Consider the following 15,471-nt stretch of genomic DNA (forward strand, 5'->3'; position numbering starts at 1 on the left):
AGGAGCCGTACGCATGACCACGCAAGCCGACAAGCCGGTCAAGGAACAACGCAGCTTCCCCAAACCGCAGTTCACCGACGCCGAGGCGGGAGCACTGGTCTTCCCCAGCTCCGGCAGCCGGGCGTTCAACTATTACAAGCCGCAGAAGATGCGCGCCACCATGTACGAGGACGTCACCTTCGACGTCCAGCCGGACCCCGAGCGGCACCTCCTCCAGGGCTGGATCTACGGCTTCGCCGACGGCGACGGCGGCTACCCGCACGACTGGACCGAGCTGCGCTCCGGCGACTGGCACCGCTTCCGCGACCCGAACGAGGAGTGGGAGCAGACGATCTACCGCAACAACGCCAACGTGGTGCGGCAGATCCAGCAGAACCTCTCCAACGCCCGCAAGGCGGAGGCGTACCAGCAGTGGACGCCCACCTGGACCCGCTTCGTGGAGCGCAACGTCGGCGCCTGGATGCACGCCGAACAGGGCCTGGGCATGCATGTGTTCGTCACGATCCAGCGCTCAGCGCCCACCAACATGATCAACAACGCGCTCGCGGTCAACGGCACCCACAAGCTTCGCTTCGCCCAGGACCTCGCGCTCTACAACCTCGACATCGAGGAGCAGCTGCCCTCCTTCGACGGCTCCGCGCACATCGCCGCATGGCAGAGCGACCCGGTCTGGCAGGGCGTCCGCGAGACCGTCGAACGGCTCACCGCCATCCAGGACTGGGCGGAGGCCACCTTCGCCGCCAACCTGGTCTTCGAGCCCCTGGTCGGTGAACTGTTCCGCAGCCACCTGGTCATGCAGATCGCCGCCCGGAACGGCGACTTCACCACCCCGGCGGTGATCGGCGCGGGCGACGGCGACTACGACCGCGACCTGCGCTGGACCCGGGCGCTGTTCGACCTGGTCTTCAAGGACGAGGAGCACGGCGGCGCCAACCGCGCCATCGCGGCGTGCTGGCTCGACCAGTGGGTGCCGCTCAGCCTGGACGCCGCCCGCCGGCTCCAGCCGCTGTGGTCGCAGGCCGACGAGAAGGTGCTGCGCTTCGAGGACGGCCTCGACCGGGCCAAGGACCGTTTCGTCCGGCTCATGGACGGCCTCGGCCTCGGCTCCTCCGCGGAAGGGATGAACCAGTGACCAGCACGCCCGGGACCACATCCACGTCCGGCTTCTCCGTCGACCGCAGCTCCTCCAACCGCTGCGGGGTCACCCTCATGAACAACCAGAACGGCCACGTCGTCGCCGACATGATGCGCGGCAAGGAGAACGTCACCGTCACCGACTTCCCCTCCATGATCCGGGTGGACGGGGTGCGGCTGCTGACCTTCGACTTCGAGGAGATCTCCGAGGCGCTCGGCTTCGAGTTCGGTGTGAGCGACTTCGAGGAGATCATGTCCACCCACTACGGCCGGATGGTCCACCTGGACGACCGCACCATCCTGTTCGCCAACCCCGAGGACGCCGCCGAGTACATCGACTTCGACCTCGTCCCCGTCGACTGAGAAAGGCAAGAACACGCATGTATCACAAGGACGGAGTCGACTACTTCATCGTCGACGGGCACATCCACTACTGGGACGCCAGCGAGGAGAACACCACCAACAAGTACGGCGAGGGGTTCATCCGCTGCTTCTACGACTACCAGCGCAACCTCAGCCCGCAGGAGTGGGTCTGGCCGCTGGAGAAGTTCCGCAAGTACAGCGAGCAGGACCTGGTCCACGACATCTTCGACACCGGATACGCGGACTGGGCGATCTTCCAGCCCACGTACCTCAGCGAGTTCTACCACGAGGGCTTCAACACCACCGAGCGCAACGGCGCGCTGGCCCGCAAGTACCCCGACCGGCTGATCGTCAACGGCGCCTTCGACCCGCGCGAGGGCGAACCCGGCCTGGAGCGCCTGGAGAAGTTGCACGCCGAGTGGAACCTGCGCGGCGTCAAGCTCTACACCGCCGAGTGGCGCGGCTCCTCCAAGGGCTGGAAGCTCTCCGACCCCGAGGCGCAGGACTACCTGGCGCTGTGCGCGCGGCTCGGCATCCGCAACATCCACATCCACAAGGGCCCCACCATCTGGCCGCTGAACCGGGACGCCTTCGACGTCGCCGACGTCGACCACGCGGCCAGCGCCTTCCCAGAGCTCAACTTCATCGTGGAGCACGCCGGGCTGCCGCGCCTCGACGACTTCTGCTGGATCGCCACGCAGGAGCCGAACGTGTACGCGGGCCTGTCCGTGGTCCTCCCGTTCATCCACACGCGGCCTCGCTACTTCGCCAAGATCATCGGCGAGCTGCTGTACTGGCTGGACGACGACCGGATCGTCTTCGGCAGCGACTACGCGATCTGGAGCCCCAAGTGGCTCATCGAGCGGTTCGTAGACTTCCAGATCCCCGAGGACCTGCAGAGCGAGTACGGCGTCCTGACCACCGACATCAAGCGCAAGATTCTCGGCCTCAACCACGCCCGGCTCTACGACCTCAAGGTCCCCGAGCACGCCCAGCTGCCCACCGCCCGACCGGAAGAAGGCGCGTCGGTCGGGCCGAACACCGGGTCGGCAGCGGCATGACCGCCACCGTCACCGAGGCGGTGGACCGGGCCACCGCCGTCAACACCGCGCTGGCGACGGTCCTCGACCCGGAACTCGACCGGCCGATCACCGAACTCGGCTTCGTACGGTCCGTCAGCGTCGGCGCCGACGGCTCCGTGGAGGCCACCCTCCGGCTGCCCACCTACTTCTGCGCCCCCAACTTCGCCTGGCTGATGGTGGAGGACGCCCGGCGCGCCCTGGCCGCGCTCTCCTGGGCCGGCGAGTGCCGGGTGATCCTGGAGGACCACTTCGCCTCCGAGGAGATCAACGAGGGGGTCGGGTGCGGCAAGGGCTTCGCCGAGTCGTTCCCCGGCCTCGCCGATCCCGACCGTATGGAGGAGCTGCGGGCGGTGTTCGTACGCAAAGGACACCTCGCCGCCCAGGCCCGGCTCGGCAAGCGTCTGGTGGAGCGCGGCTGGACCATGCTGCAGCTCGCCGACGCGGTCCTCGGCGACGTGCCGGAACGGCTCACGGTGACGCTGCGCCGGCGGCGGACCCTGCTCGGCCTGCCCTCCGGTCCCGCAGCACCGCTGTTCGCCGACGATCAGGGGCGGCCGGTGCCGGCCGCCGCCCTCGAATGGCACCTGCGGCGGGGCCGTACGGCAGGGGTCGGCATCGGTGCCAACACCGAGGTCTGCGAGGGCCTGCTCGCGGTCCGTTACGGGCCGTCGGAAGAGGAGGGAAACCGATGAAAGCCGTACGCCTGCATGCTTACGACCGCCCGCCCGTGCTGGACGAGGTGCCCGACCCGGTGGTCTCCGGGCCGCTGGACGTGGTGGTCCGGATCGGCGGCGCCGGGGTGTGCCGTACCGACCTGCACATCATCGAGGGCCAGTGGGCGGCCAAGAGCGGCGTGGACCTGCCGTACATCCAGGGCCACGAGAACGCGGGCTGGGTGGCGGAAGTGGGCTCCGCCGTCACCGGTCTGGCCCCCGGCGACCCGGTGATCCTGCATCCGCTGGTCACCTGTGGCCTGTGCCCCGCCTGTCGGCGCGGCGACGACGTGCACTGTAGGGCGAGCGCCTTCCCCGGCATCGACACGGACGGGGGCTTCGCCGAGTACCTGCGGACCAACGCCCGCGCCGTCGTCCCGCTCGGCCCGGGGCTCGCCCCGGCGGCCGTCGCCGCCCTCGCCGACGCCGGCCTGACCGCGTACCACGCGGCCAAGAAGGCGGCCCGCAGGCTCGCCCCGGGCGACCAGGCCGTGCTGATCGGCGCAGGCGGGCTCGGGCACATCGGCGTCCAGGTGCTGCGTGCCCTGACCCCGGCCGAGCTGATCGTCGTCGACTCCTCCCCCGAGGCGCTCAAGCTGGCCGAGACGCTCGGCGCCCACCACACGGTGGTCGCCGACGGCGGTCAGGTCGAGCAGGTGGCCTCGCTCACCGGAGGACAGGGCGCCGAGGCCGTACTCGACTTCGTCGGCGAGGGCGGCGCCCTGGAGGACGGCGTACGGATGCTGCGGCGGGCCGGCGACTACTACGTCATCGGCTACGGCGGCACCTTGTCCGTGCCGACCATCGACATCATCTCCTCCGAGATCAACTTCATTGGGAATCTGGTGGGTTCGTACACCGACCTGGTGGAGCTGATGGACCTGGCGGCGCGTGGCCTCGTCACCCTGCACACCGTCACCTATCCCCTGGACGCCTTCGACCGGGCCCTGGAGGACCTCGACCAGGGCCGTGTGGGGGGGCGCGCGGTGCTCGTGCCCTGACGCTGCCCCATTGCCCCCCGTACAGGTGGCGGCGGCCCGGTCCGTGGACCCCCAGGGGTCGGCGCACCACGGGCTCTGCACCGGCCGCCGCCACCGCACCACCGGCCCGCAACCCCCTTTACCTACACCGCTGGACGGAAGGACGACACCGCTATGGCGAAGGACTTGCGCTTCAACGCCGAAGCGCGCGCACTGCTGGAGAGCGGGGTGAACGCGCTCGCCGACGCGGTGCGCGTCACCCTCGGGCCCAAGGGCCGTAACGCGGTTCTGGAGAAGCTGACCGGACCGCCGACCATCACCAACGACGGCGTCACCATCGCGCGCGAGATCCAGCTCAAGGACCCCTTCGCCAACATGGGCGCCCAGCTTGTCAAGGAGGTGGCCACCCGCACCAACGGGGACGTCGGCGACGGCACCACCACCGCGACCGTGCTCGCCCAGGCCATCGTGCGCGAGGGTCTGAAGGCGGTCAACGAAGGCGCCAACCCGGTGCTGCTGAAGAACGGCATCGAGGCCGCCGTCGCCGCCGCCGTCGACTCCCTCGCCGCCCAGTCCCGGCCGCTCAGCTCCGACGAGGAACTGGTGCGCGTCGCCGCGCTGTCCGCCAACAACGACCCGGCCATCGGCGCGGCCATCGCCGAGGCCGTGGCCCGGGTCGGGCGCACCGGCGTCGTCACCGTCGAGGAGTCCTCGGCGTACGGGCTGAGCGTCGAGTACGCGGAGGGCCTGGAGTTCGACAACGGCTGGGTCTCGCCGTACATGGTCACCGACCAGGGACGCATGGAGGCGGTGCTGGAGAATCCGTACCTTCTCTACTGCGACACCAAGATCGTCAAGGTGCGGGAACTGATGCCGCTCCTGGACCAGGTGACCCGCACCGGCGCCCCGCTGGTGGTGATCGCCGAGAACGTCGACGGTCCCGCGCTCGGCATGCTCGTCACCAACGCGGCCCACGGCACCTTCCGTTCCCTCGCCGTACGCGCCCCCGGCTTCGGCTTCCGGCGCATCGCGGAGCTGGAGGACATGGCGGCCCTGACCGGCGGCCGGGTCATCACCGGCACCGCCGGCCGCACCCTCGAAGGCGCCACCCTGGAGGACCTGGGGCGCGCCGAGAAGGTCATCGCCACCGAGCGCTCCACCACCATCCTCGGCGGTGCGGGCGGCAAGGAACGGGTGAGCGAACGCATCGAGAACCTCAAGACCGAGCTGGAACGCGCCACCAACGACCACGACCGCGACAAGCTCGGCGAACGCATCGCCAAGCTCTCCGGCGGCGTCGCCGTCATCCGCGTCGGCGCCGCCAGCGGCGTCGAACTCCGGGAGAAGCAGATGCGGTTGGAGGACTCTCTCGCCGCCACGCGTGCCGCCGCCGAGGAGGGCGTCGTCGCGGGCGGCGGGGCAGCCCTGGTGCACGTGCGCGCCGACATCGCGGCCCTCGACGGGTCCGGGTCCGGTGACGGTGACGGTTTCAGCGGCGACCCTGCCATCGGGCGCGCCATCGTCGCCAAGGCCCTCGCGGAACCGCTGCGCTGGATCGCCATCAACGCCGGCCTCGACCCCGACGAGGCCGAACAGCGGGTCGCCGCCCTGCCCGTCGGCTTCGGCCTGGATGCCCTGCGCGGCGACTACGCCGACCTGCACATACGCGGCGTCATCGACCCCGTCAAGGTCACCCGCAGCGCCCTCCTCAGCGCCGCGTCCATCGCCGCGCTCCTGCTCACCACCGAGACCCTGGTCGTCGAGGAGGTCATCGGCAACCCTGGCTCCATCGTCTCCCCGGAGATCGGTGACCTCGCGGAGGGGCTGGCCCGGCCGTCCAACATCCCGTGAGGGCGGGCGGCTACACGCCGTTGCGGTTGTTGTGCGTCGGCGACTGCGGCGAGGTGGTGGCTGAGCGCGCAGTTCCCCGCGCGCCTGTGGGGCGCAACCGGCGTCGACCGCAGCGGCGTTGTGGCTGACCGCGCAGTCCCCCGGGCCACGAGACGGAAGCGACAAGGAGTGCGGTGACATGACGGCTGATCCTTCCGCGGCTCGACCAGGCCGGCCACCGTGGTCGGCCATTCCGGGCCCGGTGTCCCTGGCAAAGACCGCCGGAGGCGGCCGGACCCCGGGGGAGCGCGGGCCGTGGCTGCGCTCGGGGCTGTCGTACGCGCTGCTCGGACCGGCCTTCGTCGCGGCCATCGCCTACGTCGACCCGGGGAACTTCGCCACCAATGTGCAGGCGGGCGCGGCCTTCGGACCGCTGCTGCTGTGGGTGCTGCTCAGCGCGAACGTCGTCGCGATGCTGCTGCAGTACCTCTCCGCCAAGCTCGGCGTCGCCACCGGCATGAGCCTGCCGCAGCTGTGCCGGGTCCGGTACCGGACGCCGGTCGTGTGGGGGCTGTGGGCCCAGGCGGAGGCCATCGTGGTGATGACCGACCTCGCCGAGGTCGTCGGCGGGGCCATCGCCCTGCAGTTGCTCTTCGGACTGCCGTTGTGGCTCGGCGGCCTGGTCGTCGGTGCCGCCTCGCTGGCGGTCATGCCGATGCGCGGCCGTGGGCAACGGCGGTTCGAGGTGCTGATGGCGGGCTGCCTGGCCTGTCTGCTCGGGCTGTTTCTCCGCCAGGTGCTGGGCACGGGCTCCCCGGTGGCCACGGCGGCCGGCGGGTTGCTGCCGCGCCTGTCGGGCGCCGAGAGCCTGGTGCTGGCCGGCGGCATCGTCGGCGCCACGGTGATGCCGCACGTCATCTACCTGCACTCGGCGCTGACCAGTGACCGCTACAGCCTCTCCCTCGCCCCCGGCTCCCTCGAGACGGGCGGCGGCCCGCCGGGTGACCGGGACCGCCCGCTGCGCCGCAGGCTCCTGCGTCACGTACGGGCCGACGTACTCATCGCGATGGGCCTGGCCGGCGCGGTCAACGTAGCCCTGCTGGTGTCGGCGGCGACCCTCTTCCACCCCGGTGCGCCCGAGGCGGCCCAGTCGCTCGGCGCGGCGCACGACGCGTACGGGCGGCTCGTCGGGCCCGGGGCGGCGCTCGTGTTCGCGCTGGCCCTGCTCGTCTCGGGCCTGGCCGGCACCAGCGTCGGCATGTACGCGGGGGAGGTGGTGATGGGCGGTTTCCTCGGACGGCGCATACCGCTGATCCTGCGCCGGGTGCTCACCATGGCGCCCGCCCTCGCGATCCTGGCCAGCGGCGCGAGCCCGACAGCCGCCCTCGTCATCAGCCAGGTCGTCCTGTCCTTCGGCATCCCCTTCGCCCTCTTCCCGCTGATCGCCCTCACCCGTGATCCCGCCGTCATGGGCCGGTGGGTCAACCGGCCCGCGACGACATACGGCGGCTGGGCTGTCAGCCTGGTCGTTGTGGGGCTCAACGCCGCCCTCCTGGTCAGCCTGCTGGGCGGCTGAGCCCGGCGCTTTTCCTTCGTCCCTCGGCCGGGCGGGGTGGAATGAATGAGGTCGGCGTGATCTCGTACCCGAACGGTCGCCGGTATGCGGCCGCGGTTTTCACGAGGTCCCGGCCGGGCTCGGACGACGCGGCGATCAATGCCGCGATCGGCGCCGCCGCCGCGCGGGCCGTCGCGGCGCTGCGTGAGTGATTTCGCTGCGAAAACCCGGGCCGGCGTGGCGCGGATTGCCGCCGTGACGGGCTTCGGCGGGGTGTGGACGGTGATGCGCGTCACCCGTGAAGGGCGATCCCCGGCATCCGCGTCAGAGCCCCGCAGAGGGCCGGTGATGGCATCCGATCATGCCGTCTGACCTGGGCTTTTGTGTCCGCCGGGGATAAAATTTCCTCCTGGGGAAAGGGGACCGGATGGACCGGAACATACGCTCGTTGGACGATGTGCTGGGGCTCTTGGACGGCCTGTTCGCGCCGGAGGCGGACCGCTGGACAGCGGGTGCGGCCTCGTGGTGGGACGGCTTCTACGCGGATCCGTCCAAGCCGGTGCCGTTCTTCGTGGCGAAGCCGGACGAGAACCTGGTCTCGTACCTGGACCGGGGCCTGATCACCGGGGGCCGGGCCCTGGACCTGGGCTGCGGGCCGGGTCGTAACGCGCTCCATCTGGCCTCGCGGGGCTTCGAGGTGGACGCCGTCGACCTCTCCCCGGCGGCCATCGCCTGGGCCGAGGAGCGCGCCCGCGAGGCGGGGGCCGAGGTCCGGTTCCGCTGCGGGGACGCCTTCGCGAAGCTCGCCGGTGGCGAACCGGGAGGCGGCCCGTACGACCTGATCTACGATTCCGGCTGCTTCCACCATCTGCCGCCGCACCGCCGCCTCAGCTATCTGGCCCTGCTCGACCGGGCCCTCGCGCCCGGCGGCCATTTCGCCCTCGTCTGCTTCGCGTCCGGCGGGATGGGGTCCGAACTCCCCGACGTCGACTTCTATCGCCAGTCCGGCCTCCATGGCGGCCTCGCCTACACGGCGGAGTCGCTCCGCTGGATCTTCTCCGACCTGACCGAGGTCGAACTGCGCCGCATGCGCGACGAACCGCCCGAGTCCCCGCGCTTCGGCGAACCCTTCCTCTGGACGGCGCTGTTCCGCCGGGAAGCCCAGCCGTAGCTTTGCCCGGCATGCTGGTAGTACGCGAGCGGGTCGGTCGGGAGGTGCTGGGATGCGGTGCTGGGCCGGGTGGACGGCGATCGCCGGAGTGGTTGCCGGGGTGGTCGTGCTGGCGGCGTGCGGCGGGCCGGCGGGCGGCGGCCCAGCGGGCGGGGGCGGTACGGGAGGGCCGTCCGGGTCCTCCGCCCCCACGGGGAGCTGCGCCGCCGGGCACGCGGAGATCACCGTGGAGCCGGGCGGTGCGGTGGAGCAGCAGTTGTGCGTGCGGCCCGGGACCGTGGTGACCCTGACCCTGCGGCCGCGCACCGACGACAGGCGGTGGACGGCGGTGCACAGTTCGGCGCCGGTTCTCGTACTGGCGTCCGGGTGGCGGGTTGACGCGGACGGCACCGGCCATGCGTCGCTGCGGTGCGCCGGGGTGCGGGCGGGGGCGGCCGAGGTCACCGCGCTGGCGAAGGCGCCGGACGTGGCGGGCGCGGCGCGGGCTGCCTTCAGGCTCAAAATCAGCGTGGTCCCGTACGCGAAGGAGGGGTGACCCCCGGTTCCAGCCCCGGGGTCACCCCTCCTCGTACCGCCGTGCCGCTTACCTGAGGCCGCGTACGCCGATCGTGTAGATCCCGCGGCCGTGGGTGGCCGCGTACAGGGTCTTGCCGTTCGGGCTGAGCTTCAGCTGGAGCACGGCGACGGCGGGCAGGTTGCCGACGCGCTTCCAGCTCGTACGGCCCGGCGCGCGGTAGACGACGCCGAGGTCGGTGGCGACGGCGAGGCCGCCGTTGGGCAGGACGATCGCGGAGTCGGCCGGCACGTCGGGGAGGTTCGCCGAGATGTCGGTCCAGGTGGTGCCGCCGTCCTTGGACTCGAAGACGTGGCCGACGCCCGCGCCGGGGCCCTCGGTCCAGTGCCGCGAGAAGCCGTTGACCGCGAGGTAGACGTGGTTCGCGTCCTTCGGGTCGATGGCGAAGCCGCTGAGGTAGCGGTTCGGCACGGTCCCGTCGGCCGGCAGGGTGATGTCGTGCCAGCCGGTGCCGTCCGCGTTGCCGACGGAGATGCCCCGGGTGAAGCCCTGGTTGTTGCAGGGGCCGCACCAGGCCGCGTAGACCTTGCCGCCGGAGGAGGCGACGGCGGTGGCGGTGTGGCCCGCGCCGAGGTCGTACGCGTTGGTCCACTCGTCGCCGCTGCGGATGGCGTAGCCGTGGGTCTGCACCCACACGTGGCGGCCGCCCGCGATCCAGGTCGAGCTGTCCTTCAGGTCGGCGGCGAGCGGGGCGATGAAGCGGGCCTCGCCGGTGGCGTTGTCGGGCGGCGCGACGGAGTACGAGGTGATCGGGCCGGATCCGTCGATCCAGGAGCCGTTGTTGACGGCGCAGTTCTGGGTGATCTGGACCGCGAGGTAGACGTACTCCTCGGCGATGTTGCAGCCGTTGGCCGGGTCGGTGAGGGTGTCGCCGCCGTCACCGCCGAAGTTGGAGCCCATGACCTTGTCGTTGCTGCGCAGCAAGGACTGGCCGTTGTCCTGCAGGCCGCCGGTGACCGAGACGCCGCCGTACGTCAGGTCCTTGCCGACGCCCACCGAGTAGTACTGGAGGGTGTCGATGGTGCCGTCGTTGAGCGACGTCCAGTCGGTGGCGTGGCCGGAGGAGTCCTGCGAGCCGTTGACCGGCCGCTTGTACGCGCCGCCGTCATTGCCCACGTACACGTAACTCTTGCCGTGGTAGCTACCGATGGCGACGCCGTGCTGGTCGGAGTGGGTGGTCTGGTTGCAGTCGCCGGTCTGCTTGGTGGGGTCGATGCTCCAGCAGGAGAAGCCGAAGTTCCAGTACGGGCCGACGGTCGACCAGCTGCTGCCGCCGTCCTTGGTCTCGTAGACCTCTTCCAGGCCCGCGTACACGTGCTGCGCGTTGGCCGGGTCGACGGTCAGGAACTGGTTGTACCAGGCCTGTACGCCCGGCATGTAGCCGCTGGAGGTCAGCGCGGAGCCGTCGGAGGCGAGGCCCTGGTAGTCGGCGATCTTCGTCCAGGAGCCGGTGGGAGAGCCGGACTTGGAGACGTAGATGCCCTCCAGGCCGCTGTCCGGGTTGGTGTTCAGCTGCTCCGGGGACTGCTCGATCGCGTAGTAGCGCGAGCCGTCGGCGGAGCGGGCGAAGGTGACGTTGCCGACGTTTGCCGCGTCGGAGGGCAGGTCGCCCAGGCCGCTGGTGATCCGCGTCCAGGTGCCGTTCACCTTGGTGTAGAAGCCGTTGTAGTCGTCACCGCTGCGCCAGCCGACCGCCAGGACCACCTTCGAGGGGTCCTTCGGGTCGATCGCGATGTCGTTGGCGATGTTCTTGTACGGGGCCGAGGGGTCGTTGGCCAGCGAACCGCCGGGCAGGTAGTCGGGGTTGGGCGCGTACTCGAGCTTCCAGGCACCGCTGAGCTTCTTCGTGGAGTGGCTCCACACGCCCTCGCTGGTCGCCGCGTACACCTTGCCGCCGCCGAAGCGCAGCTGGTGGATGGTGGTGCTCTCCAGTTCGTCGCCGCCGACCCGGCTGCGGGAGGAGAAGGTGCCGTGGTGGGGGCTCGACAGGACGTAGACCCCGCTGCCGAGGTAGGCGTCCGCGTTGGTGTTCGCCTCGCCGGTGCCCAGCCAGAGCCTGCCGCTGCTGTCGAGCGCGAGTGCGCCAGTGGACTGCGAGGAAAGCTTGTCGCTGATCGGCTGCCATTTCCCGCCGCCGGTCCCGGACCGCCACACTCCGCCGCCGGCGCTGCCCGCGTAGACGTAACCGCCGTTGTCGGCGGCCATCGCCGCCAGGCGGCCGGTGACGTTGCCCGAGCCGCCGCTGGAGTTGGAGTCGTAGTCGCGGTAGCGCGGGTCGTCGGAGTTGTACGGCAGGTTCGTGACGTTCTGCCAGCTTCCCCCGGTGCTCGGCAGGTTGCTCAGGCTGCTCCAGGCGGCGCCGTACGCCCCCGGCGCCACGACACCCGGCGACGTCCGGGCCTCGGCGTACTGGTCGGCGCCCTCGGCTATCTCGTCGGCCTCGTTGCCGCCGTCGGAGTCCTGCGCCTTCGCCTTGGCGCTGACACCGCCCATCGACTGCAGGCGCTCGGCCGCGAGTTGTGCAGTCGTACGGGCCCCGAAGGGACTGCCCTGGCTTGACGCGGCGCCTGCGGGTACGGCGACGAGGGCGGCGGATGCGGTGATGGCGCAGATCGTGAACCATCGTCTTTTACGGGTTGGTGCTGACACCAGATCCTCCCAAACGGGCATTGACACAGCCGTCGGAGGAGACCCGATCACGGCCGAGCCGAAACGTCCCTGGCTTGGCCAAATCTTTGTCCAGCACCTGTCATTTGCCGCCCCCACACCCCCGCTGCATTGGGTTTTGCGGGGGCCACCACCCCGGCAAGCCCCGGCCCCCGCCCGCCCCCGCCGCCGTCAGCCGGGCCACTTGCCGGTGAGGCTCCGGGTGGCCGTGGCGCCGCCGCGGTCGACGGCGGCTTTGACGGTGGCGAAGACGGCTCCCTGGACGGCGGCAGCGAGGAGGACTTCCTGCCAGGTGCGCTCCTCGTCGGTGGCGTTGGGGGCGTCGTCCTCGTGGCCGCGCGCCTACCCCGGCACGGTCGGCCTACCGTTCGTCCTCCCAGGTGCGGGTGTCGCGCGGCTGGACGTACGGCTCCTCGTCGGCGGGGAGGCCGCCGAGGATGGCGCGTTCGCGGGCCATCTCGGCGTCGAACTCCAGGCCCAGCAGGATCGCCAGGTTCGTGATCCACAGCCACACCAGGAAGATGATCACCCCGGCGAGGGTGCCGTAGGTCTTGTTGTACGAGCCGAAGTTCGCCACGTAGGCGGCGAAGCCCGCGGAGGCGGCCAGCCAGATCAGCAGCGCCAGGAAACTTCCCGGGGTGATCCACCGGAAGCCGTGCAGTTTCGCGTTCGGTGAGGCCCAGTACAGGGTCGCGATCATGCTGGTGACCAGCAGGGCCAGGACCGGCCACTTGGCGATGGACCACACCGTCAGCGCGGTGTCGCCGATCCCCAGCGCGGTGCCGGCCTGCCGCGCGACACCGCCGGTGAACACCACGATCAGCGCACTGGCGCACGCCAGCACCATCAGCACCACCGTCACCGCCAGCCGGATCGGGGTGAGCTTCCAGATCGGGCGCCCCTCTGCGATGTCGTACACGGCGTTCGCGGACCGGATGAACGCGGCCACATAGCTCGACGCCGACCACACCGCCGCCAGCAGGCCGACGATCGCCAGCACCGACCCGGTGCTGCCCCTGCCCTGCAACTGCTCCACCGCATTGGTGATCACCTGCCGCGCGGAGCCCGGCGCGAGCTGCCTGAGGTTGTCCAGCACCTGCTGCGTCGCCGACCGCCCGGCGACCCCCAGCAGCGACACCAGCACCAGCAGGGCCGGGAAGAGGGACAGGATCCCGTAGTACGTCAATGCGGCGGCCCGGTCGGTGAGTTCGTCGTCCTGGAACTCGCCGAACGTCCGGCGCAGCACCGGCCACCAGGCCTTCCTCGGCATCTGCGTCGGCTCGTCGGGCGCGGCCCGCTCCACCTGCGGATCCGGGCCCGGCCCCTCGCCGGGCGGCGCCCCGTCGGTGCGTCGTTCAGACTCGTCGTGCCCGCTACGGTGCCCGGGCATCCGTATCCGTGCCATGGGTGACGGGTAACCGTGAAGGCGCCGCTCAATCCTGCGGAGATCACATACGGGCGGGATACCCGAGCAGTGCCGCCGCCGTCTCGAGCGGGTTGAGGACCGCGACGGGGACGGCCGCGGGGGCCGGGCGGCAGGTGAAGCCGAGGCGGGTCAGCGCCCTGGTCACCTCGCCGGCGGAGAAGTCGCGCCGGTCCTGCCTGGTGATCACTTCCCCCACCTGCATGACGGGGTAGGTACGGCGGCCGATGATCACGGACGCGCCCGTGACGGGTTCGGGCTTGATGCCCTTCATCGACTGCAGCACTTCACTCTTGACCAGGTCGAACGAGAAGTGGGCGATGACGCAGCGCATGGGTGCCTCGACAGGGTTCAGGAGAAAGCCGGAAAGGGGACGTGGCTGGTCTGAGGTGCTCCGGGCAGCTCCTACGCGGCGCTGGTGAGAGAGGACCGGCGCTGCGTGCCGCCGGTCCGCGCCGAGGACGAGGAGGATCCGGGGGAGCGGCGGTCGTGAGCGGGGCGGCTACGCCGGCCGCGACCCGAGGAGGCGCCGCGCTCGGTACGCTCCGCCGCCGGTGCGGTGATCGTGACGGGGACCCCGGAGGGGGCCTGGGCGCCGGTGATCCGGGTCAGCTCGGCCTCGCCGGAGCGGACCTGGTGCGTCTGCGGGGTGATGCCGGCGGTGGCCATCAGCCGGGCCATCTCGCGGCGCTGGTTGGGCAGCACCAGGGTGACGACGCTGCCGGACTCACCCGCGCGGGCGGTGCGGCCGCCCCGGTGCAGGTAGTCCTTGTGGTCGCTGGGCGGGTCGACATTGACGACCAGGTCGAGGTTGTCGACGTGGATGCCGCGCGCCGCGACATTGGTGGCCACCAGCACCGTGACGTGGCCGGTCTTGAACTGGGCGAGGGTGCGGGTGCGCTGCGGCTGGGACTTCCCGCCGTGCAGCGCCGCCGCCCGTACGCCACTGTTCAGCAGGTGCTCAGTGAGCCGGTCCACGGCGTGCTTGGTGTCCAGGAACATGAGGACCCGGCCGTCGCGGGCCGCGATCTCGGTGGTGGTGGCGTGCTTGTCCGCGCCGTGCACGTGCAGCACGTGGTGCTCCATCGTGGTGACCGCGCCGGCCGAGGGGTCGACCGAGTGGACCACCGGGTCGTGCAGGTAGCGGCGGACCAGGAGGTCGACGTTACGGTCCAGGGTGGCCGAGAACAGCATCCGCTGGCCGTCGGGGCGGACCTGGTCGAGCAGCTCGGTGACCTGGGGCATGAAGCCCATGTCGGCCATCTGGTCGGCCTCGTCCAGGACGGTGATGGCGACCCGGTCCAAGCGGGCGTCGCCGCGCTCGATGAGGTCCTTGAGCCGTCCCGGAGTGGCGACGACGACCTCGGCACCGGCGCGCAGGGCGTTCGCCTGCCGGCCGATCGACATGCCGCCGACCACGGTGGCCAGCCGCAGCTTCAGCGACCGGGCGTAGGGGGTGAGCGCGTCGGTGACCTGCTGGGCCAGTTCCCGGGTGGGCACGAGGACCAGGGACAGCGGGCGGCCGGACTCGGCTCGCTGTCCGGCGGTGCGGACGAGCAGTGCCAGGCCGAAGGCGAGGGTTTTCCCCGACCCGGTGCGGCCGCGGCCGAGGACGTCACGGCCGGCCAGCGAGTTCGGCAGCGTGGCCGCCTGGATCGGGAACGGCTCGGTCATGCCCAGGCCGGTGAGCGTCGTCAGCAGCGGGAGCGGCATGTCCAGCTCGGCGAATGTCGCCGCCGGGGGCAGGGCCGGGGTGACGGTGACCGGCAGGGCGAACTCACCCTGCGGCGCGGCGGGACGACGTCGGTTGCCGCCGGAGCCGCCCGTTCGGGATCGGGAGTAACGGTCGTTCGTGCGCGATGTGCGGTTCATGCAGAACCTTCCTCGATGCGACACGTATCGAGGAATTCCTGGCAGCGATGAGCGGCGCAAGGAATCGCAGGAACGAGCCGAAGAAGACGAATTCAAAGCCCGGGCCT

The 15,471-nt window shown here is 71.0% G+C and carries 14 protein-coding genes and 1 pseudogene; 10 read left to right on the plus strand and 5 right to left on the minus strand.

From position 1 onward, the window contains the following. Positions 1–13: 13 nt before the first annotated feature. The 10 genes from EFK10_RS15165 (at position 14) to EFK10_RS50185 (ending at position 9,363) form a co-directional block, all read left to right on the plus strand. Complete coding sequence (locus tag EFK10_RS15165; protein ID WP_127356221.1) at positions 14–1,132, plus strand: aromatic/alkene monooxygenase hydroxylase subunit beta; 1,119 nt, start codon at positions 14–16, stop codon at positions 1,130–1,132. Continuing rightward, positions 1,129–1,497: a propane 2-monooxygenase effector subunit MimD gene (gene mimD, locus EFK10_RS15170; RefSeq protein ID WP_127356222.1), complete on the plus strand. Its 369-nt coding sequence runs from the start codon at positions 1,129–1,131 to the stop codon at positions 1,495–1,497. Before EFK10_RS15165 ends, mimD begins: the two co-directional genes overlap by 4 nt. Before the next feature lie 17 nt (positions 1,498–1,514). Continuing rightward, positions 1,515–2,558 (plus strand): amidohydrolase family protein, encoded by a 1,044-nt coding sequence (locus EFK10_RS15175; RefSeq protein ID WP_127356223.1) that lies wholly within the window; start codon positions 1,515–1,517, stop codon positions 2,556–2,558. Further along, positions 2,555–3,271 (plus strand): iron-sulfur cluster assembly protein, encoded by a 717-nt coding sequence (locus EFK10_RS15180; protein WP_127356224.1) that lies wholly within the window; start codon positions 2,555–2,557, stop codon positions 3,269–3,271. The genes EFK10_RS15175 and EFK10_RS15180 overlap by 4 nt, the downstream gene beginning before the upstream one ends. Next, positions 3,268–4,293, plus strand: coding sequence for an NAD(P)-dependent alcohol dehydrogenase (locus EFK10_RS15185; RefSeq protein ID WP_127356225.1), 1,026 nt, complete (start codon positions 3,268–3,270; stop codon positions 4,291–4,293). The genes EFK10_RS15180 and EFK10_RS15185 overlap by 4 nt, the downstream gene beginning before the upstream one ends. Before the next feature lie 153 nt (positions 4,294–4,446). After that, positions 4,447–6,123, plus strand: coding sequence for a chaperonin GroEL (gene groL / locus EFK10_RS15190; RefSeq protein ID WP_127356226.1), 1,677 nt, complete (start codon positions 4,447–4,449; stop codon positions 6,121–6,123). Positions 6,124–6,364: 241 nt separating this feature from the next. Next, positions 6,365–7,678 carry an Nramp family divalent metal transporter gene (locus EFK10_RS15195; RefSeq protein WP_240677231.1) on the plus strand — a complete coding sequence of 438 codons (1,314 nt, stop codon included), beginning with the start codon at positions 6,365–6,367 and terminating at the stop codon, positions 7,676–7,678. Between the two features lie 56 nt (positions 7,679–7,734). Beyond that, a complete protein-coding gene (locus EFK10_RS52055; RefSeq protein WP_265737513.1) occupies positions 7,735–7,869 on the plus strand; it encodes a hypothetical protein in 135 nt (44 codons plus the stop codon). Positions 7,870–8,084: 215 nt separating this feature from the next. Then, complete coding sequence (locus EFK10_RS15200; RefSeq protein WP_127356227.1) at positions 8,085–8,828, plus strand: class I SAM-dependent methyltransferase; 744 nt, start codon at positions 8,085–8,087, stop codon at positions 8,826–8,828. 52 nt (positions 8,829–8,880) lie between these two features. Beyond that, the gene (locus EFK10_RS50185; RefSeq protein WP_240677232.1) at positions 8,881–9,363 is read left to right on the plus strand and encodes a hypothetical protein; all 483 of its coding nucleotides are present in this window, start codon (positions 8,881–8,883) and stop codon (positions 9,361–9,363) included. Positions 9,364–9,411: 48 nt separating this feature from the next. On the opposite strand, the gene EFK10_RS15210 is transcribed toward EFK10_RS50185, so the two are convergent. The 5 genes and pseudogenes from EFK10_RS15210 to EFK10_RS15230 form a co-directional block, all read right to left on the minus strand. Further along, positions 9,412–12,051 carry a beta propeller repeat protein gene (locus tag EFK10_RS15210; RefSeq protein WP_127356228.1) on the minus strand — a complete coding sequence of 880 codons (2,640 nt, stop codon included), beginning with the start codon at positions 12,049–12,051 and terminating at the stop codon, positions 9,412–9,414. A 189-nt stretch (positions 12,052–12,240) separates the two neighbouring features. Continuing rightward, positions 12,241–12,405, minus strand: a pseudogene (locus tag EFK10_RS15215) (DUF4235 domain-containing protein); the annotation flags it as partial. Between the two features lie 25 nt (positions 12,406–12,430). Next, entirely contained in the window at positions 12,431–13,474 is a 1,044-nt protein-coding gene (locus EFK10_RS15220; protein ID WP_127356229.1) for a YihY/virulence factor BrkB family protein, read from the minus strand. A 43-nt stretch (positions 13,475–13,517) separates the two neighbouring features. Beyond that, positions 13,518–13,826, minus strand: coding sequence for an SCO5918 family protein (locus tag EFK10_RS15225; RefSeq protein ID WP_127356230.1), 309 nt, complete (start codon positions 13,824–13,826; stop codon positions 13,518–13,520). A gap of 71 nt (positions 13,827–13,897) precedes the next feature. Continuing rightward, entirely contained in the window at positions 13,898–15,364 is a 1,467-nt protein-coding gene (locus EFK10_RS15230; RefSeq protein ID WP_127356231.1) for a DEAD/DEAH box helicase, read from the minus strand. Positions 15,365–15,471: the final 107 nt, after the last annotated feature.

It is taken from the genome of Streptomyces soli (assembly GCF_003999195.1).
In the GTDB taxonomy this organism is placed as follows: Bacteria; Actinomycetota; Actinomycetes; order Streptomycetales; family Streptomycetaceae; genus Actinacidiphila; species Actinacidiphila soli.